The 19444-nt window shown below is 60.5% G+C and carries 17 protein-coding genes; 12 read left to right on the top strand and 5 right to left on the bottom strand.

Annotated elements, in window-relative coordinates; translation table 11 throughout:
* The first annotated feature begins 316 nt into the window (after nt 1-316).
* The 3 genes from secA (at nt 317) to PFLCHA0_RS23755 (ending at nt 5456) form a co-directional block, all read left to right on the top strand.
* Nucleotides 317-3058 carry a preprotein translocase subunit SecA gene (gene secA / locus PFLCHA0_RS23765; RefSeq protein ID WP_041752515.1) on the top strand — a complete coding sequence of 914 codons (2742 nt, stop codon included), beginning with the start codon at nt 317-319 and terminating at the stop codon, nt 3056-3058.
* A 120-nt stretch (nt 3059-3178) separates the two neighbouring features.
* Nucleotides 3179-4396 (top strand): bifunctional glutamate N-acetyltransferase/amino-acid acetyltransferase ArgJ, encoded by a 1218-nt coding sequence (argJ, locus tag PFLCHA0_RS23760; protein WP_015636776.1) that lies wholly within the window; start codon nt 3179-3181, stop codon nt 4394-4396.
* A gap of 115 nt (nt 4397-4511) precedes the next feature.
* The gene (locus PFLCHA0_RS23755; protein WP_011063033.1) at nt 4512-5456 is read left to right on the top strand and encodes a Nudix family hydrolase; all 945 of its coding nucleotides are present in this window, start codon (nt 4512-4514) and stop codon (nt 5454-5456) included.
* A gap of 101 nt (nt 5457-5557) precedes the next feature.
* Here PFLCHA0_RS23755 and PFLCHA0_RS23750 read toward each other — a convergent pair whose 3' ends face one another.
* From PFLCHA0_RS23750 to PFLCHA0_RS23740, 3 genes are read right to left on the bottom strand one after another with little or no spacing between them, the layout of a single operon-like run.
* Entirely contained in the window at nt 5558-6133 is a 576-nt protein-coding gene (locus tag PFLCHA0_RS23750) for a cob(I)yrinic acid a,c-diamide adenosyltransferase (protein WP_015636774.1), read from the bottom strand.
* A 2-nt stretch (nt 6134-6135) separates the two neighbouring features.
* A complete protein-coding gene (locus tag PFLCHA0_RS23745) occupies nt 6136-8172 on the bottom strand; it encodes a sensor histidine kinase (RefSeq protein WP_015636773.1) in 2037 nt (678 codons plus the stop codon).
* 45 nt (nt 8173-8217) lie between these two features.
* Nucleotides 8218-9135, bottom strand: coding sequence for a putative 2-dehydropantoate 2-reductase (locus PFLCHA0_RS23740; protein ID WP_015636772.1), 918 nt, complete (start codon nt 9133-9135; stop codon nt 8218-8220).
* Nucleotides 9136-9278: 143 nt separating this feature from the next.
* Here PFLCHA0_RS23740 and PFLCHA0_RS23735 point away from each other — a divergent pair, with 143 nt between their 5' ends.
* Both PFLCHA0_RS23735 and PFLCHA0_RS23730 read left to right on the top strand, forming a co-directional pair.
* Nucleotides 9279-9764, top strand: a complete 486-nt coding sequence (locus PFLCHA0_RS23735) for a YajQ family cyclic di-GMP-binding protein (RefSeq protein ID WP_011063029.1) — start codon at nt 9279-9281, stop codon at nt 9762-9764.
* A 136-nt stretch (nt 9765-9900) separates the two neighbouring features.
* Nucleotides 9901-10743, top strand: a complete 843-nt coding sequence (locus PFLCHA0_RS23730) for a mechanosensitive ion channel family protein (protein ID WP_011063028.1) — start codon at nt 9901-9903, stop codon at nt 10741-10743.
* Nucleotides 10744-11018: 275 nt separating this feature from the next.
* On the opposite strand, the gene PFLCHA0_RS23725 is transcribed toward PFLCHA0_RS23730, so the two are convergent.
* Nucleotides 11019-12359, bottom strand: a complete 1341-nt coding sequence (locus tag PFLCHA0_RS23725; protein WP_015636771.1) for an OprD family porin — start codon at nt 12357-12359, stop codon at nt 11019-11021.
* Between the two features lie 930 nt (nt 12360-13289).
* On the opposite strand from PFLCHA0_RS23725, the gene PFLCHA0_RS23720 reads away from it, so the two are divergent.
* Complete coding sequence (locus PFLCHA0_RS23720) at nt 13290-13715, top strand: HIT domain-containing protein (protein ID WP_011063026.1); 426 nt, start codon at nt 13290-13292, stop codon at nt 13713-13715.
* 3 nt (nt 13716-13718) lie between these two features.
* Nucleotides 13719-13925 (top strand): SlyX family protein, encoded by a 207-nt coding sequence (locus tag PFLCHA0_RS23715; RefSeq protein ID WP_015636770.1) that lies wholly within the window; start codon nt 13719-13721, stop codon nt 13923-13925.
* A gap of 59 nt (nt 13926-13984) precedes the next feature.
* Here the strand turns inward: PFLCHA0_RS23715 and PFLCHA0_RS32145 are convergent, their stop codons facing one another.
* Nucleotides 13985-14590, bottom strand: a complete 606-nt coding sequence (locus PFLCHA0_RS32145) for a cold-shock protein (protein ID WP_011063024.1) — start codon at nt 14588-14590, stop codon at nt 13985-13987.
* Between the two features lie 464 nt (nt 14591-15054).
* Here PFLCHA0_RS32145 and PFLCHA0_RS23705 point away from each other — a divergent pair, with 464 nt between their 5' ends.
* The 5 genes from PFLCHA0_RS23705 to ruvC all read left to right on the top strand — a co-directional run bounded on the left by PFLCHA0_RS23705 (nt 15055) and on the right by ruvC (nt 19385).
* Nucleotides 15055-15528: a Dps family protein gene (locus tag PFLCHA0_RS23705; RefSeq protein WP_011063023.1), complete on the top strand. Its 474-nt coding sequence runs from the start codon at nt 15055-15057 to the stop codon at nt 15526-15528.
* Between the two features lie 251 nt (nt 15529-15779).
* The gene (locus PFLCHA0_RS23700; protein WP_010457489.1) at nt 15780-16001 is read left to right on the top strand and encodes an FmdB family zinc ribbon protein; all 222 of its coding nucleotides are present in this window, start codon (nt 15780-15782) and stop codon (nt 15999-16001) included.
* Nucleotides 16002-16096: 95 nt separating this feature from the next.
* The gene (gene aspS, locus PFLCHA0_RS23695) at nt 16097-17872 is read left to right on the top strand and encodes an aspartate--tRNA ligase (RefSeq protein WP_011063022.1); all 1776 of its coding nucleotides are present in this window, start codon (nt 16097-16099) and stop codon (nt 17870-17872) included.
* Between the two features lie 112 nt (nt 17873-17984).
* Nucleotides 17985-18731: a YebC/PmpR family DNA-binding transcriptional regulator gene (locus tag PFLCHA0_RS23690; RefSeq protein ID WP_011063021.1), complete on the top strand. Its 747-nt coding sequence runs from the start codon at nt 17985-17987 to the stop codon at nt 18729-18731.
* A gap of 129 nt (nt 18732-18860) precedes the next feature.
* On the top strand, nt 18861-19385 hold the full coding sequence (gene ruvC / locus PFLCHA0_RS23685; RefSeq protein WP_015636769.1) for a crossover junction endodeoxyribonuclease RuvC: 525 nt from the start codon (nt 18861-18863) through the stop codon (nt 19383-19385).
* The last annotated feature ends 59 nt before the right edge of the window (nt 19386-19444 follow it).

Genomic DNA, 19444 nt, shown 5'->3' with positions numbered 1-19444 from the left:
AAACCTGAAGTTACAGAGGCACCATGGTAGCAGAAAGCGCCCGCCACGCCGGCGCCATCGCTTGTTCGTACTTTGATCAATTTCTGGTTCTTTGCTGATCGTAATCATTAACTTCTGTGGTCAATGGGCTTGAAGTTCAGCGAAAAGCCCTTATTTTAGGTGAGCCCCGTCACAGCGCTGTGCCAGCATCGTGGAATAACGCCACTTTCCTCACCATCGTTTCCGGGTAGAATGCTCGTTCGCATGCGGCCATGAGGGCTGCTCGGGCGACTCACGGGGCCGCCCTCCAACCCTATGTGTGGAAGATCCTGCCGATATGTTTGCGCCTTTGTTAAAGAAACTTTTTGGAAGCAAGAACGAGCGTGAAGTCAAACGCATGCTCAAGACGGTACAGATCGTCAATGCCTTCGAAGAGCAAATGGTGGCCCTTTCGGACGATCAATTGCGTGCCAAGACTGCCGAGTTCAAGGCCCGTATCGCCAAGGGTGAAACCCTCGACAAACTGCTTCCCGAAGCCTTCGCGGTCGCCCGTGAAGCCGGTAAGCGGATCATGGGAATGCGCCACTTCGATGTGCAGCTGATCGGCGGCATGACCTTGCATGAAGGCAAGATCGCCGAGATGCGCACCGGTGAGGGCAAGACCCTGGTAGCGACCCTGGGTGTGTACCTCAATGCGCTGTCCGGCAAGGGCGTGCACGTGGTGACCGTGAACGACTACCTGGCTCGCCGCGACGCCAACTGGATGCGCCCGCTGTACGAATTCCTCGGCCTGAGCGTCGGCGTGGTCACGCCGTTCCAGCCGCCTGAAGAGAAACGTGCTGCCTACGCCGCCGACATCACCTACGGCACCAACAACGAATTCGGTTTCGACTACCTGCGCGACAACATGGCTTTCAGCATGGAAGACAAGTTCCAGCGCGAGCTCAATTTTGCCGTGATCGACGAAGTCGACTCGATCCTCATCGACGAAGCCCGTACTCCGTTGATCATTTCCGGCCAGGCTGAGGACAGCTCCCGCCTGTACACCGAGATCAACAAGCTGATCCCGCGCCTCGAGCAGCACATCGAGGAAGTAGAAGGCCAGGTCACCAAGGCCGGGCACTTCACCGTCGACGAGAAGACCCGCCAGGTCGAGCTCAACGAAGCCGGTCACCAGTTCATCGAAGAAATGCTGACCCAGGTCGGCCTGCTGGCTGAAGGCGAAAGCCTCTACTCGGCGCACAACCTGGGCCTGTTGACCCACGTTTACGCCGGCCTGCGTGCGCACAAGCTGTTCAACCGCAACGTTGAATACATCGTCCAGGATGGGCAGGTGGTCCTGGTGGACGAACACACCGGTCGTACCATGCCCGGTCGCCGCTTGTCCGAAGGCCTGCACCAGGCCATCGAAGCCAAGGAAAACCTCAATATCCAGGCCGAGAGCCAGACCCTGGCCTCGACCACCTTCCAGAACTACTTCCGTCTGTACACCAAGCTGTCCGGCATGACCGGCACCGCCGACACCGAAGCCTTCGAGTTCCATCAGATCTACGGTCTGCAGGTGATGGTGATTCCGCCGAACAAGCCGCTGGCCCGTAAGGACTACAACGACCTGGTGTTCCTGACCGCGGACGAGAAATACGCCGCGATCATCAACGACATCAAGGAGTGCATGACCCAGGGCCGTCCGGTGCTGGTAGGCACCGCGACCATCGAAACGTCCGAGCACATGTCCAACCTGCTCAACAAGGAAGGCATCGAGCACAAGGTCCTGAACGCCAAGTTCCACGAAAAGGAAGCGGAAATCATTGCCCAGGCCGGTCGCCCGGGCGCCCTGACCATCGCCACCAACATGGCCGGTCGTGGTACCGACATCCTGTTGGGCGGCAACTGGGAAGTGGAAGTGGCTTCCCTGGAGAACCCGACTCCGGAGCAGATCGCCCAGATCAAGGCCGACTGGCAGAAGCGTCACCAGCAAGTGCTGGAGTCCGGTGGCCTGCAGGTGATCGCTTCCGAGCGCCATGAGTCCCGTCGTATCGACAACCAGCTGCGTGGCCGTGCCGGCCGCCAGGGCGACGCCGGTTCCAGCCGCTTCTACCTGTCCCTGGAAGACAGCCTGATGCGTATCTTCGCCTCTGACCGGGTGAAGAACTTCATGAAGGCCCTGGGCATGCAGTCCGGCGAGGCGATCGAGCACCGCATGGTGACCAACGCCATCGAGAAGGCCCAGCGCAAGGTCGAAGGCCGCAACTTCGACATCCGCAAGCAGTTGCTGGAGTTCGACGACGTCAACAACGAGCAGCGTAAAGTGATCTATCACATGCGCAACACCTTGTTGGCCGCGGACAACATTGGCGAAACCATCGCCGACTTCCGCCAGGACGTGCTCAACGCTACCGTCAGCGCCCACATCCCGCCGCAATCGCTGCCTGAGCAGTGGGACGTGGCAGGCCTGGAAGAAGCCATCCAGAGTGGCTTCGGTGTCAGCCTGCCGATCCAGCAATGGCTCGACGAAGACGATCACCTGTACGAGGAAACCCTGCGCGAGAAGCTGCTCAACGAGCTGATCGCCGCGTACAACGAGAAAGAAGACCAGGCCGGTGCCGAAGCCCTGCGCACTTTCGAGAAGCAGATTGTTCTGCGGGTACTGGACGACCTGTGGAAAGACCACCTGTCGACCATGGACCACCTGCGTCACGGTATTCACCTGCGTGGTTACGCGCAGAAGAACCCGAAGCAGGAGTACAAGCGCGAATCCTTCACCCTGTTCTCCGAGTTGCTCGACTCCATCAAGCGCGACTCGATCCGCGTGCTGTCCCACGTCCAGGTGCGTCGCGAAGACCCGGCCGAGGAAGAGGCTCGCCTGCGTCAGGAAGCCGAGGCTCTGGCCCAGCGCATGCAGTTCGAACACGCCGAGGCACCGGGGCTGGATCAGCCGGAAGCCGTGGAAGAGGGCGTCGAGGTCGATGTGGCCCTGGCCACCGCGCCAGTGCGCAACGAGCAGAAGCTTGGCCGCAATGAACTGTGCTACTGCGGTTCGGGCAAGAAGTACAAACACTGTCACGGCCAGATCAACTAAGATCCCCGCCAGACACTGAAACACCCGCGCCGTGACGGCATCAGCCGTCGCGGCGTTTTTCCATTTGCGGCACCGTCTTTTGAGACGACGGTGCAGACACCTGATAAGAGGAGCGCATTCATGGCTGTTGGTCTTGGTCCTTTGCCTACGTTGCACCCGGTTGCCGGCTTCGAGCTCGGTATCGCTTCGGCCGGCATCAAGCGCCCGGGGCGCAAGGATGTGGTGGTCATGCGTTGTGCCGAAGGCTCCACGGTGGCGGGGGTGTTCACCCTCAACGCGTTTTGCGCCGCACCGGTGATTCTGGCCAAGCAGCGGGTACAAGGCCCGGTGCGGTATCTGCTGACCAACACCGGTAACGCCAACGCCGGCACTGGTGAGCCGGGCCTGGCCGCGGCGTCCCGCACCTGCGCCAAGCTGGCGGAGCTGACCGGCGTCGATGCCAGCGCCGTGCTGCCTTACTCCACCGGGGTGATCGGCGAGCCATTGCCGGTAGAGAAAATCGAAGGCGCTCTGCAAGCTGCGCTGGACGACCTGTCCGTGGACAACTGGGCTGCCGCCGCCACTGGCATCATGACCACCGACACCCTGCCCAAGGGCGCCAGCCGCCAGTTCCAGCATGATGGCGTGACCATCACCGTGACCGGCATCAGCAAAGGCGCGGGGATGATCCGCCCGAACATGGCAACCATGCTCGGCTACATCGCCACTGACGCCAAAGTCTCCCGCGAAGTGCTGCAGAACCTGTTGCTGGACGGTGCCAACAAGTCCTTCAACCGCATCACCATCGACGGCGACACGTCGACCAACGACTGCTGCATGCTGATCGCCACGGGGCAGGCCAAGCTGCCGGAAATCACCAAGGCCGAGGGCCCGCTGTTCGCTGCCCTGAAGCAGGCGGTGTTCGAGGTGTGCATGGAAGTGGCCCAGGCCATCGTCCGTGACGGTGAGGGCGCGACCAAGTTCGTCACTGTGGAAGTCAACGGCGGGGCTACTTGCCAGGAGTGCCTGGACGTGGGCTACACCGTGGCTCACTCGCCACTGATCAAGACCGCGCTGTTCGCTTCGGACCCGAACTGGGGCCGCATCCTGGCGGCAGTAGGTCGTGCCGGGGTGCCGGACCTGGATGTCAGCAAGATCGACGTGTTCCTCGGCGAAGTCTGCATTGCCAGCCGTGGCGCCCGTGCCGCGAGCTACACCGAAGCCCAGGGCGCGGCGGTGATGCAGCAGGAAGAAATCACCATCCGCATCGAACTGGGCCGTGGCGCGTGCAGCGAAACCATCTGGACCACCGACCTGTCTCACGAATACGTGAAGATCAACGCGGAATACCGCACCTAAGAACCTCGCCGGCGTTGCCGCTCCTGCTGTAGGAGCCGGCTTGCCGGCGAAGCGCAGATCCAACGCCCGGCCCGCAAGGGCCTGGCCAACATGCCTGAGCAGAGGAAGTAGTGCGGTGAAACGAGTACATGTGGCTGCGGCCGTTATCCGGGATGCCAGCGGCAAGATCCTGATTGCCCGGCGTGCCGATACTCAACATCAAGGTGGCCTGTGGGAGTTCCCCGGCGGCAAGGTCGAGCCCGGGGAGGCGGTCGAAGCCGCGCTGGCCCGCGAGCTACAGGAAGAACTGGGCATCGCCGTCACCGCAGCGCGCCCGCTGATCAAGGTGCAGCACGATTATCCGGACAAGCAGGTACTGCTGGATGTCTGGGAAGTCTCGGCGTTCAGCGGTGAGCCTCACGGCGCCGAAGGGCAACCTCTGGCCTGGGTCACTGCTCGTGAGCTGGCCGACTATGAGTTCCCCGCGGCCAATCAGCCGATTGTCGCTGCCGCGCGTCTGCCAGCCCAATACCTGATCACCCCGGAAGGCCTGGAAACCCCGACCCTGTTGCGAGGCATGCAAAAAGCCGTGGCCCAGGGCTGCAAGCTGATTCAGCTGCGGGCGCCCGGCGGCTACGACCCGCAATACCGCGATCTGGCGGTGGATGCGGTGGGCCTGTGCGCCGGCAAGGCGCAACTGATGCTCAAGGGGCCCTTCGAATGGCTGGGGGATTTCCCCTCGGCGGGCTGGCACATCACTGCGGCGCAACTGCGCAAGTACGCCAGCGCCGGGCGGCCGTTCGGCAAGGATCGCTGGTTGGCGGCTTCTTGCCATAACGCCGAGGAGCTGTCCCTGGCCCAGCAGATGGACGTGGACTTCGTGACCTTGTCTCCGGTACAGCCCACCCAGACCCATCCGGATGCACAGCCATTGGGCTGGCAACAGGCCGAGCAACTGATCAGCGGTTTCAACAAGCCGGTGTATCTGCTGGGTGGCGTGGGGCCCGCCGAATGCCAGCAGGCCTGGGCAGCGGGTGCTCAAGGTGTAGCGGGTATCCGCGCCTTCTGGCCGCAGGATTGAAGACATCCTCAATGGCAGCCTGGGCCCAGGTCTGCGGGAGCAGGCTTGCCTGAGAGGCATCGTCGGGCGCTTGCAGGCCCTTTCGCCCGCAAGCCGCGTGGTCAGGGCTTGGCGGCGGCCTGCCAGAGGATTTCGGCAATGTCCTGGCGCTTGGCGATCAGTCGCGCGGCGACAAACAGCAGGTCCGACAGGCGATTGATGTAGGCCAGCCCAACCCCTTGCAAAGGCTCAACGGCATTCAGGTGCTGACAGCGACGCTCGGCGCTGCGGGCCAGGCTGCGACAGACATGGGCCTGGGCGATCAGCGCCGAGCCGCCGGGCAGGATGAAGTTCTCCAGCGGGCCCAACTCCTCGTTCCACAGATCGATGGCCGCCTCCAGGCGCTGTACTTCGGCCTCGTTGAGGGCCTGATAGACCGGCATCGCCAGCTCGCCACCCAGGTCGAACAACCGATGCTGACAGGGAGCCAGCACTGTGATCACTTCCTCGAGCCCGGGGCAGGCACCGCTCTGCTCACCGAGGCCTGCCAGTAGCAGGCCCAATTGGCTGTTCAGGGTATCAACCTCGCCAATGGCTTCGACCCGAGGGTGATCCTTGGGCACCCGACGGCCATCCCCCAGTCCGGTTTCGCCTTTGTCGCCAGTGCGGGTGTAGATCTTCGACAAGCGAAAGCCCATGTTCAGTTCTCCAGTGGTAACGGTTCTTGGACCAGCGGCTGGCTGCTGGCCAGGGGCAGGCGCAAGGTGAAGCAAGTGCCCTGCCCGCGAGTGGACTGCACCTCCATCTGCCCCTTGTGGTTATTGGTGATGATGAAGTACGACACCGACAGGCCGAGCCCGGTGCCCTGGCCGATTTCCTTGGTGGTGAAGAAGGGCTCGAAGGTACGCTTGCGCACGTTTTCGCTCATGCCGATTCCGTTGTCCTCCACCTGGATCTCTGCCCAGGGCGGATTCAAACGGGTACGCAGGATGATACGTCCGGGTTCGCTGTCATCTTCGCGCTGATGGATGGCCTGGGCGGCGTTTTTCAGCAGGTTGAGCAGCACCTGTTCCAGTTCGTTGGCAGTGCCGGCAACCGGGCCCAGGTTCGGGTCGAACTGGCGAATGATCGCCTGGCCCTTGAAGTCGAAGCCAATGGCCAGGTCGAAGTCGTTGCTGGCGATCTCCACCGCCTGGTCGATCAGCGCCGGCAGGTCGCAGGGGGCCATCTGGCGGTTGCTGCGCCGGCTGAAGCTGAGCATGTGGGTGACGATCTTCGCCGCCCGGGCTCCGGCCTGCTGAATGCCATCGAGCAGTTGCGGCACTTCGCGGCTTTCCAGGTAGCGATTGACGGTCTGCAGTTCAACACCGATCTGCTGCGCGTGCTCAAGGTTCTTTGGCAGGTCGGCAGACAGTCGTCGGCGAATGTTCTGTACGTTGTGCAGGATCGCTCCCAGCGGGTTGTTGATCTCATGGGCCATGCCGGCCGCGAGGCCGCCCACCGAAAGCATTTTCTCCGATTGCACCATCATCTCTTCCAGGGACAGGCGCTGGGTGATGTCGTCGATACGGATCACCACCCCGCGTCCGGCGCCCCCCATCAGGGGGTAGAAGGTCAGGGCGTAGTGCTTGGATTCTTCGTCCTTGAACCAGGTGACCCGCTCGACCTTGGTCACCGTGTGCTGTTCGACGGTTTCCTTGAGCTGCGGCAGGAACGGCTTGAGCGGTTCGAAGGCGAGGAAGATCGGCTGGTTCAGGGCTTCGTCGAGCCGGGTGCCGGACAGGGCGCTGGCTTCCTGGTTCCACTGGGTGACGTAGAGCTGTTCATCCAGAGCGATCAGCGCCGAGGGCATGGAGTCGATGATGCTGTTGAGGTAGTTCTGAAAGCCGGTGAGCTTCTTCTCGATCTTGCTGCGCACCTGGACTTCCAGTTCCAGCTTGCGGTTGGTATGGCGGGTTTCCTCCGCCAGCCCCTGGGCCTGGTCGTAGGCGGCCTGGGAGTCGTCCCGGGCGCGCTTGAGCTGCTGCTCGCGAGCTTCGATGCGCGACAGCATGGTGTTGAAGGCTTCTGCCAGGCTGCCGATTTCATCGTGGTTGCCCCGGGCTGCGCGCAGGGCGTAGTTCTCCTCGCGGGTGACCTGGCGCGACAGTTCCTCGAGCTGGTGGATCGGCTGGGTGATCAGGCGCTTGATCTGCCGGGCGATGACCAGCCACAGCAGCACACTGAAGATCAGGATTCCCAGGCTGGCGGTCAGGGTGCCGGTGTAGAAGGCCATCGGCAGTTCGCTGGTGGCCACCAGCAGCAGGTGGCCGGGGGCCTGGCCCGGGCGGGGCAGGGTGATGACCTGGTTGCTGCGAAACTCGGTCATTTGCCAGGCTTCGATGTGCCGATAGCGTTCGGGCAGCTTGAGGCGTTCGCCGTGCTGCAACTGGGCCAGGCGCTGGCCCTTGCCGTCATAGAGTGCGGCAGCCCGCAGCGGGGTATAGCTGTCGAGTTCGTTGAGCAGCTTCTCGGCATCTTCGGGGGAGTTCAGCGCCTGGATCGCCAGGGTCGGATTGGACACCAGGCGGCCAATGGTCTGCAGCGCCTGGGGCGCCATGCTTTCCTGGGAGATCCAGTAGGCCGCGCTGATAAAGGTCAGGTTGGCGACCAGCAGAACGGTGGTCAGCAGGACAAGCAGGGCGGCCAGGAGCTTTTGGCCCACTGGCAGGTTTTCGAGGCGCTGGCGCAATGGCATCGGCTATATCGCTGGAAATGAGCAAGTGGGGAGCGTAGCCGCTGCTCAGGCGCTGGGCAATCCGCGTTGCTGCAGCTGGTTCACCAGGCGCTGTTGCAACTGCTGCAGATGAGGCAGTTGCAGGCGATGCCGGGCAGCGGCTTCACAGGCGTAACCCAGCAGGTAGCTGATTTCGGTACGCCGCCCGTTGCTGACATCCTGGTGCATTGAGGAATAGTTGGCGGCGGTGGCCAGGATCACCCGTTCCACTTCCTGTTGCAGGTTTTCCGCTGCGGCGGGTTGCCCGCAGCATTGCAGCAGCTCGCTCAGCTCGGCGCACAGGGTGGCCACTTCGCAATGATGCTGCTGCAAGCCACCGTTACGGCAGTCGTGCAGTACCGTCAGTGGGTTGATCGCGCAGTTGAGTGCCAGCTTGCGCCAGAGCCGGGTGAGGATCTGGGTGCTCCATTCATGGGGAATGCCGCTGGCCGCCAATTCGTCGAGCCAGATCGGCGGCGTGGGGTGCCCCGAGTCCCCCAGCCAGGTGTAGCCGTGGCCGGCAAAGACCACGCGCCAGTCGCCATCGCGGAAGGCGCCCTCGGTGCTGGAGGCGGCAATGCAGCGTGCCTGGGGCACTCGGGCGGCCACGGCATCCTGGCTGCCCAGGCCGTTCTGCAGCAGGATCAGTTCGGCTCCCGGCTCCAGGCGCGGGGCGATGCTGGCCACTGCCGCCTCGGCGTCGTAGGCCTTGCAGGCCAGCAACAGGCGCTGGATGGGGGCGCTGCTGGTGCTGGTTTCTCCGGGAATTGCCAGCAGGCTGCTCTGGCCCTGTTCTACCAGGGTCAGGCCGCCGGCCGCCTGATAGGCCCGCAAGCGGGCGGGGTCACGCAGAATCAGGCGTACCGGCAAGCCGGCGCGGGCCAGGCGGGTGGCCCACAGGGTGCCGAGGCTGCCGGCGCCGAGAACATGCCAGGTGGTGGACATCAGGTTTTCGCTCTGTTTGGCCGCCCGGGGGAGGGCGCGGGGTGAAGGAGGGGAAAGACCCGTTATAATGAGCGCGGATTTTAACCGCAAGCCGGGCGTGTTCGATGTTTTGAACAGCGCCCCTTTTTATTTGGAGAGATTACATGCCGTCGTTTGACGTGGTATCCGAACTGGACAAGCACGAAGTCACCAACGCGGTGGAAAACGCCGTCAAGGAACTGGATCGCCGTTACGACCTCAAGGGCAAGGGCAGCTTCGAGTTCAAGGACAAGGAACTGACCGTCAACCTGACCGCCGAGGCCGAGTTCCAGCTTGAAGCGATGATCGAGATTCTCAAGCTGGCCCTGGTCAAGCGCAAGATCGACGTGCAGTGCCTGGAGGTCAAGGACGCCTATGCCTCGGGCAAGGTGATGAAGCAGGAAGCGGTCCTCAAGGAAGGTATCGATAAAGAACTGGCGAAGAAAATCGTCGCCCATATCAAGGACGCCAAGTTGAAAGTGCAAGCCGCCATTCAGGGCGAGCAGGTACGAGTGACCGGCAAAAAGCGTGACGACCTGCAAGAGGCCATCGCCGCCCTGCGTGCCAAAGAGTTCGGCATGCCGCTGCAATTCAACAACTTCCGCGATTGATCGGCTTCTCCGGGAACCTCTAGAGCTTATTGGCGTCCGAGGCCGGAGGAATGGCAGAAACGATTGAGCTCCCGCGGGGCTGGTCGTTCTGCCTGTCAGTCATGTGCGCCGCAACCCCGGGAATCTGGAGAAATAGATGGATTTGAACGCTGAAGTAGACAATCTGGTCCGGGCCTCCCAGGCCTGGATTCCAATGATCATGGAATACGGCAGCCGGGTGCTGCTGGCTGTCATCACCCTGGCCATCGGCTGGTGGTTGATCAACAAACTGACTCACAAAGTGGGCAAGTTGCTGGCCCTGCGCAATGCCGACCTGGCGCTGCAAGGTTTTATCAGCAGCCTGGCCAACATCATTCTCAAGGTCCTGCTGATCGTCAGTGTGGCTTCGATGATCGGTGTCGAAACCACCTCCTTCGTGGCCGCGATCGGTGCTGCCGGCCTGGCCATCGGCCTGGCCCTGCAAGGCAGCCTGGCGAACTTCGCCGGTGGGGTATTGATCCTGCTGTTCCGCCCGTTTCGTATCGGTGACTGGATCGAAGCCCAGGGCATCAGCGGTACCGTCGACAGCATCCAGATCTTCCACACCGTGCTGCGTACCGGTGACAACAAGACAGTGATCGTGCCCAACGGCAACCTGTCCAACGGCATCATCACCAACTACAACCGTCAGCCGACCCGCAAGGTGGTGTTCGACGTGGGTGTGGACTATGACGCGGACCTGCAGAAGGCCCGCGAGGTGTTGCTGGAACTGGCCAAGGATGAGCGGGTACTGGCCGATCCGGCCCCGGTAGCTGTGGTTTCTACCCTGGGCGATAGCGCCATTACCCTGTCGCTGCGGGTATGGGTCAAGACTTCGGACTATTGGGACGTGCTGTTCCAGTTCAATGAGTTGTCCCGTGATCGCTTGAAGGCAGCGGGCATTGATATTCCTTTTCCACAACGGGTGATTCGAGTGGTTCAGGAAGCAGCAGCGCAATAAGTCAGTTTCATGACCTGGCCGTTCGGTCAGCTAATGTTGTTCAAGACAAGGGGCTATCAGCCCCTTGTTTGTTTTCAAGTCCGGACTTGGCAACTATGTAAGTTCGCATCGGCAAGGTCTGAAGTAGCTATTGAAGCCTACTTTATTAGTTAGCTTGCTATCTTGATCGGCGGGTTCAATAGGGTACTTTTGCAAGGCAAAAAAAACCGCCAACCTAGCTCAGGTTGGCGGTTCTTATTAGTACTGCGTGTTAAAGCAATCCGCTGAGCCGTGAATTACAAGATGCTCAGTGGGTACTCTACGATCAGACGCAGGTCGTTCAGGTTGTCGTAGTTGGTCGCGCGGTAATCGCTATTGGTACCACGATAGATCGCGTTACGCAGACGGAAGGACAGGTCTTTGGCCGGGCCTTCCTGAAGCACGTACTTGGCTTCTACGTCCCATTCATGCTCTTTGCCGTCACTGGAGTCAGCAACGGTAACGTTGCTGCCGCGAATGTAGCGAGTCATGAAGCTCAGGCCTGGCACGCCGAAGGAGGCCATGTTCAGGTCGTAGCGAGCCTGCCAGGATCTTTCGTCTTCGCCCACGAAGTCGGAGATCTGCACAGAGTTGGCTACGTAAACGGTGCCACCACCATCAACGCCGTAGTTGTAGCCGGTCTTGCCGCTGGACTGCTGGTAAGCCACGGTGAATTTGTGGGCTTCGATGCTATAGGCAGCTGCCAGGCTCCAGACGCGGTTGTCCAGGTCGCCAGCCAGCTTCTTACCATCATCCTTGCTGCGATAGCCGTTGAAGTCGAAGTTCAGAGATTGTTTTTCGCTCAGCGGCAGGGTGTAGTTGACGTTGAAGTACTGCTTCTTCCAGTAGTCTTCAACATCGGAAGCGTGCACGGCGAAAATGAAGTTCTCAAGACCCGAGTAGGTAGCACCTACGATGTTTGCAGAGCTCAGGCCCGGGTTCTGTTTGCCAGTAACGCGGCTGCGACCGTTGATGCTGTCACGGCCCATGCCGGTCTGGGCGCTCAATGCGGTGAAGCGACCACCGATCAGTTCCAGGCCCTTGATTTCGTTGCTGGTGATCAGGGTACCGGTGGCAACTTCAGGCAACAGACGGCCGTCGTCTGTAGTAAATACTGGGCTGGATACGAACTGGTTGCCGTATTTCAGTACAGTATCGGAGATGCGGAACTTCGCAGCGCCGCCCAGTTTCGACTGGGTGTTTTCAGGCTCGCCGGAACCATTGGTGGCGAACAGGCCGTTACCCGCACGACCCGAACCGCCGTCGAGTTTCACGCTGCCCATGGCCATGGCATCGACGCCGAAGCCGACGGTGCCTTGAGTGAAGCCGGACTGATAGGTGAGCAGTTCGCTGATACCGGTGTCTTGACGGTAGCCGCTGGTTTTGTCGTCAGTGCCTGTGGTGTAAGTACCGTTACCACGACGCACGTTACCAACGCCGTCCTTATAGTCACGGTTCATGTACATTGCGCGAGTTTTCGCGGTCAGGGTGCTGTCTTCGATAAAGCCTTTTGCATCGTCCTGGGAGGATGCAATTGCAAACTGCGAGGTGCCTGCTGATACAGCCAGGGCGATCATGCTCCACTTCATCACGCGCATCGTGATTTGCTCCTTTGGTTTTTAGAAGAGTACTGCCGTCCCACCTGTTTTTTTATCTGGGCGGCTCTTTCTTTTTGTGTCGGCGCAAACTTATATCACGCTGACAATGTTGGCGATACTTGCCTATCTATCCTTTCAGCTTCTTTACGGCCCTGTCGCAATTTGCTCGATAGGCGTCGTAATTCTGCAGTCAGTCTGTATCCAGGCCGACAACTTTCAGCAGTGTTTTTCGAAGCCGAGAATGAAGGAAACAAGTCCCCATGCACACACTCTAAAAAGCACCGCGGGGCAGCCCTGCCACTATTATTATGAGTCTGTAAGGCCTGACTTCCGTTAGACCGTTGCAGACGATGCGGGGTTGAATGCAACAAGCGTGCACAAACTGTATCTAGCCACCCATTTTTCTTCAAAGAGCCGTTCGGGCCTGTAAAAACCGCATAAAATCGCTGTTTCAAGGGGCGTTTTGTTTGGCTTGACTCTGTGGTTTTCCTGGTGCAGGGCTGTGCATTAAGTTGCACAGTGCGGCGAAACGTTACCGCTGCACACTGCAAAGTGAGTAAACGGCGGATGCTTGAGGAATTTAGCGTAGACCGCCTGTGCGATTCTGGTGCAAAACTTTTGCAACGCTGTGCACGATTCATACAGTCAGGCCCAGGCACAATAAGGGGCGCAAGGGTTGGCTCGGGTCATTTTCCGAATGGTCTGCGGGTTGTGGGCGCAAATGGTGCGAGGCGCGAGGAAATGTCCTGCTGTGGGGCGTGGCCTTTGCATCGCGATCGGCTCCTTGCCGTGCCTGAGTGTGTGCTGTCCGGTCTCTGGCTCATTGGTCATGAAGCGCAGGGCATTCGCAGGTATGCTGCGCGTCTGTCGCCTGGCAGGAGTCCGTCTACTGGACGCCGGGCTGAAACAAGCTGAGCGGGAGTAAACGCGGTGTTCACTTTAGATTCACGGCTGCAACAAGACACATTGACCCTCGGGGATTTCCCCCTCTGCCGGTTGCTGCTGTCCAATGACGCCAACTATCCCTGGTTCATCCTGGTGCCGCGTCGCGAGGATATCAGCGAGTTGTTTCAACTGGATGTCACCGACCAGCAACAGCTATGGCAGGAAACCACCGCGCTGGCCGAGTTGCTCAAGGACTCGTTCGATGCCGACAAGTTGAATGTGGCGACGTTGGGCAATGTGGTGAGCCAACTGCATATGCACGTGATCGTGCGCAGGCGTGATGATGCGGCATGGCCGGCACCGGTATGGGGCAAGCATCCGGCCAAGCCTTACAGCACCGAGCAAGTGGCGGCGATCCGTGAACGCCTGCGGTTGGTGCTGACCGATGATTTTCAGTTTCTGGAGGGGTGAGGCATGAGTCTTCAAGAGCGTGTAACCGACCTGGAGAGCCGCCTGGCGTTTCAGGATGACACCATTCAGGCCTTGAACGATGTGCTGGTGGCGCAGCAGAGGGCAGTGGAGCGCCTGCAGTTGCAGATGGCGGCATTGCTCAGGCGCCAGGAAGAAATGGTCGGGCAGTTCGAGTCGTTCGAAGAGGAAGCGCCACCGCCTCATTATTGAGGAGGATCGCCCCCCATAAAAAAACCGCGCCTGGGCGCGGTTTTTTTATGGGCGGCCGATCAGCGGCGCGGCAGCGCGGCAATCACGTCTTCGGCTTGCAGGCCCTTGTCACGGTTCATTACCGAGAACTCCACGCGCTGGCCTTCCACCAGGACGCGATGGCCTTCTCCGCGAATGGCGCGAAAGTGCACGAAAATATCATCGCCGGAATCCCGGGAGATAAAACCGAAGCCCTTGGAGGTGTTGAACCACTTCACGGTACCGGTATCACGATTGCTCATATCGTAGCTTGGCGTGGCGGAAGCGGAAGGTGATGACTTGTAGAAGCTGATGGCCAGGTGCAGGACTACGGCGATCAGTGCAGTCAGCAAGCTGACCAGAACCGCCGGTTGGCCACCAATGACTGGCATGGGGGCCAGCAGGGTGAGGGTTTGCAGTACAACGACCAGCACCAGCAGGGCGCTGACCAGATTTTGCAGGTGATGACGAGAGCCTTTGTTCCAGTAGGGAATAACTGGAGCCAGGATCAGGTTGAGCAGGCCGAAAAGGGCCAGGTAAAGAGCATCGGGTTGTTGCAGGTAGGGAACCGCGTCAGATCTCAGACTCGGAATCAAGGACAGCAGCAAAGCTGCAATGCCTGTCAGCAGGTGGACGATTTTCAACATTTTGATTAACTCACGTTAAGAAGGAAGCACAAGGAGGAGCTGATCACGCACGGTTCGCTTCTGAACAAATAGGTGAGGCGGTGGTTACGTACGCGGTGTCAGCCTATGCGCGCTGGCCGAAGAAATAGGCAACAGCGACACGGGCTCTATTTAACAGCAAAGCCCAGGCCTTCTCAAATCAGCAGCGGGGCTTGGCCCGGGCGTACAAATGAGCGCTTCTGCAGGCCGAGCTCGGAGAATCGGGCAAAAGCCTGTTCTAGACAGATGGCGGTGATTTTTCCAAGGAACGTCGGATTTCTGCTGCTGTCTGACCTGACTCGAACTCAGTGAGGTTTATCCCGGGCCGGGCCACGGGACAATCCACCGCAGGCCGATTGATGATCCTGGGCGGCGCAGGGGCGGTACTCTTGCTAGAGTGGTCCGGCAGATGAATGGGTGAATCCATCCCGATAACGGAGAGAAACATGGCAATTGATATCGGTATCAGCGAAGAAGATCGTAAATCCATCGTCGACGGTCTATCCCGTCTGCTTTCGGATACCTACGTGTTGTACCTGAAAACCCATAATTTCCATTGGAACGTCACCGGCCCGCAATTCCGTACCCTGCACTTGATGTTCGAAGAGCAGTACAACGAACTGGCCCTTGCAGTGGACCTGATCGCCGAACGCATTCGCGCCCTGGGCTTCCCGGCTCCGGGGGCCTATTCCATCTATGCCCGGCTGTCTTCGATCAAGGAAGAGGAAGGGGTGCCTGCCGCCGAGGAAATGATCAAGCAACTGGTCGCCGGCCAGGAAGCAGTGACCCGCACCGCCCGGGGCATCTTTCCGTTGCTGGACAAGGTCAGCGACGAGCCCACGGCGGATCTGCTGACCCAGCGCATGCAGGTGCATGAAAAAACCGCGTGGATGCTGCGCTCTCTGCTGGAAAACCGTTAAGCCCGCTCTTGCGAATGGCGTCCCGTACGCCGTTCGCACCCTCGACCAGCAGGCAGCACCTGCGTTCTCCAGACCTTCCGGGGTTGCAGCCCGGATAGATGCCTGACGGTCGGTGACGCCCGCGATGGGGTCATACGGCTGCACAGGGCCGATTTAATGGATATAATCCCGCTCTTTGCTACGTAGCCCGGGCTTTGGCGTGGGCTCTGGCTGTAGTTCAAGCAGTAATCTGGATTGCCGAGACGCCCCCCATGCCCATGTACGACTATCAATGCGCTTCCTGTGGTCATCAGCTGGAAGCCATTCAAAAGATCAGCGCCGCGCCGCTGGTCGACTGCCCAGCCTGCCAGGCGCCCGAGCTGAAAAAGATGCTGTCCATGCCTGGTTTCCGCCTGAGCGGCACCGGCTGGTACGAAACCGACTTCAAGACCGGCTCCAAGAAGAACCTGGCCGGTGGCGACAAAGCTGACTAAGTTGAACGACACGCGCGAGTTCTTGCACTATCCGGCACCTTGAGGTGCGCAAGGCCTCCATCGAATTTCGAATTACGAGAAGTGAAACCACTACCATGATGCGCAGCCATTATTGCGGCCAACTGAACGAAAGCCTGGAAGGTCAGGAAGTAACCCTTTGCGGATGGGTCCACCGTCGCCGTGACCACGGCGGGGTGATCTTCCTCGATATCCGTGATCGTGAAGGTCTGGCCCAGGTGGTGTTCGACCCGGACCGCGCTGAAACCTTCGCCGCCGCCGACCGCGTGCGCAGCGAATACGTGGTCAAGATCACCGGCAAGGTACGCCTGCGTCCGGCCGGTGCCGGCAACGCCAACATGGCTTCGGGCATGATCGAAGTCCTGGGCTACGAGCTGGAAGTGCTGAACGAGGCGGAAACCCCGCCGTTCCCGCTCAACGAATATTCGGACGTGGGTGAAGAAACCCGTCTGCGCTATCGCTTCATCGACCTGCGCCGTCCGGAAATGGCCGAGAAGCTGCGCCTGCGTTCGCGCATGACCACCAGCATCCGTCGCTACCTGGACGAGAACGGTTTCCTCGACGTGGAAACCCCGATCCTGACCCGCGCCACCCCAGAGGGCGCCCGTGACTACCTGGTGCCGAGCCGCACCCACGCCGGCAGCTTCTTCGCCCTGCCGCAATCGCCACAGCTGTTCAAGCAACTGCTGATGGTGGCCGGCTTCGACCGCTACTACCAGATCGCCAAGTGCTTCCGCGACGAAGACCTGCGTGCCGACCGTCAGCCTGAGTTCACTCAGATCGACATCGAGACCAGCTTCCTCGACGAAAAAGACATCATGGGCCTGACCGAAGGCATGATCCGCAACCTGTTCAAGGAAGTGCTGGGTCTGGAATTCGGCGAATTCCCGCACATGACCTTTGAAGAAGCCATGCGTCGCTACGGTTCCGACAAGCCGGACCTGCGCAACCCGCTGGAACTGGTGGACGTTGCCGACCAGCTCAAGGAAGTGGAGTTCAAGGTGTTCAGCGGCCCGGCCAACGATCCGAAATGCCGCATCGCCGCCTTGCGCGTTCCAGGCGGGGCGAGCATGCCGCGCAAGCAGATCGACGACTACACCAAGTTTGTCGGCATCTACGGCGCCAAGGGCCTGGCCTACATCAAGGTCAACGAGCGCGCCAAAGGCGTTGAAGGCCTGCAATCGCCGATCGTCAAGAACATTCCGGAAGCCAACCTGAACGTGATCCTCGATCGCGTGGGCGCGGTCGACGGCGACATCGTGTTCTTCGGGGCCGACAAGGCCAAGATCGTCAGCGAAGCCCTGGGCGCGCTGCGTATCAAGCTCGGTCACGACCTGAACCTGCTGACGTGCGAATGGGCGCCGATGTGGGTTGTCGACTTCCCGATGTTCGAAGAGAACGACGACGGCAGCTTCACCGCCCTGCATCACCCGTTCACTGCGCCGAAGTGCTCGCCGGAAGAACTGGAAGCCAACCCGGCTACCGCTCTGTCGCGCGCCTACGACATGGTTTTGAACGGTACCGAATTGGGTGGCGGTTCGATCCGTATCCACCGCAAGGAAATGCAGCAAGCGGTATTCCGCCTGCTGGGCATCAGCGAAGCGGAACAGGAAGAGAAGTTCGGCTTCCTGCTGGACGCCCTCAAGTACGGCGCGCCGCCGCACGGTGGCCTGGCCTTCGGCCTGGACCGCCTGGTGATGCTGATGACCGGCGCCCAGTCGATCCGCGAAGTGATCGCCTTCCCGAAAACCCAGAGCGCGGCCTGCGTCATGACTCAGGCACCGGGTCTGGTGGATGCCAAGGCTCTGCGCGAGCTGCACATCCGCCTGCGCGAACAGCCCAAGGCTGAATAAGCCGGCCCGATAAGGCGCACCTTCGGGTGCGCTTTTTCTATGGGTCGAGTTTTTGTTGCCCGCACCCGCCAGGCGGCGTGGGCAATGTTTCAAAGAGAATTTGGAGCAAGTTATGGCAGGTCATTCCAAGTGGGCGAACATCAAGCACCGCAAAGAGCGTCAGGATGCCAAGAGAGGCAAGATTTTCACCAAGTGGATTCGTGAGCTGACTGTCGCGGCCCGTCAGGGCGGCGGCGATCCCAACTCCAACCCACGCCTGCGCCTGGCCCTGGACAAGGCCCTGGGTGCCAACATGAGCCGCGACATCATCGATCGGGCCATCGCCCGTGGCACCGGCGCTGCCGGCAGCGACGATGTGGTCGAGCTGACCTATGAAGGCTACGGCCCCAACGGCGTGGCGGTGATGGTCGAGTGCATGACCGACAACCGCAACCGCACCGCGGCAGCTGTTCGTCATGCCTTCAGCAAGTGTGGCGGCAACCTGGGTACCGACGGTTCGGTGGCCTACCTGTTCGAGCGCAAGGGGCAGATCACCTTCGCCGAAGGTGTCGATGAAGACGCCTTGATGGAAGCGGCGATGGAAGCCGATGCCGACGATGTGGTCAGCAACGAAGACGGTTCGATCGACGTGTTCACCTCGTTCGCCGGTTTCTATGGCGTGCGCAATGCCTTGGAAGCGGCGGGTTTTACTGCTGCGGACGCGGAAATCGTCATGCTGCCGACCACCAGTGCCGAACTGGACCTGGAAGGCGCCGAGAAGGTCCTCAAGCTGATCGACATGCTGGAAGACCTGGATGATGTGCAGAACGTCTATTCCAACGCGGATATTCCAGAGTCGGTCGCCGAGCAACTCGGCTGATTCAACTGCACTAACCTTGAGGCCGGAGGTGCGAAGCCGTGATCATTGCGCGGCAGGGCGCTTCCGGCTTCTGCCTTTTCGCTGTTCCGGTCCTGGCCGGCAAGCCTCTTTATTCAAGCAGCAGGCGTTATGACTCTTATTCTTGGCATCGACCCCGGTTCGCGCATTACCGGTTATGGCGTGGTTCGAGACACGGGGCGCGGCTGTGTGTACGTGGCCTCTGGCTGTATCCGTACCGGGGGGGGCGAGCTGCCCGACCGGCTGCAGATCGTCTATCGCGGGGTGCGTGAAGTGATCCAGACCTACGGTCCGGTGACCATGGGGATCGAGAAGGTGTTCATGGCGCGCAACGCCGACTCGGCGCTCAAGCTCGGCCAGGCGCGGGGGGCAGCGATCGTTGCCGGTGCCGAAGAGGGGCTGGAGATTGCCGAGTACACCGCCACCCAGGTCAAGCAGGCCGTGGCCGGCACTGGCGGGGCCAACAAGGAACAGGTGCAGATGATGGTCATGCACCTGCTCAAGCTGACCGCCAAGCCGCAGATCGATGCCTCGGACGCCCTGGCCATTGCCATCTGTCACGCTCATACCCGTTCCAGCCTGCTGCCCCATGGTCTGGGGACAGCACGCAGTCGTGGCGGCCGCCTGCGTCTCTGATAGCATCAGCGCAGTCATTTTAGGGGTTGAGCGTTTTGCGCCTGGGTAGCCGGCGCAGA

The organism is Pseudomonas protegens CHA0, assembly GCF_000397205.1.
Classification (GTDB): Bacteria; Pseudomonadota; Gammaproteobacteria; order Pseudomonadales; family Pseudomonadaceae; genus Aquipseudomonas; species Aquipseudomonas protegens.
The sequence above is the reverse complement of the archived record's forward strand: the minus strand, read 5'-3'. Positions and strand labels throughout refer to the sequence as shown.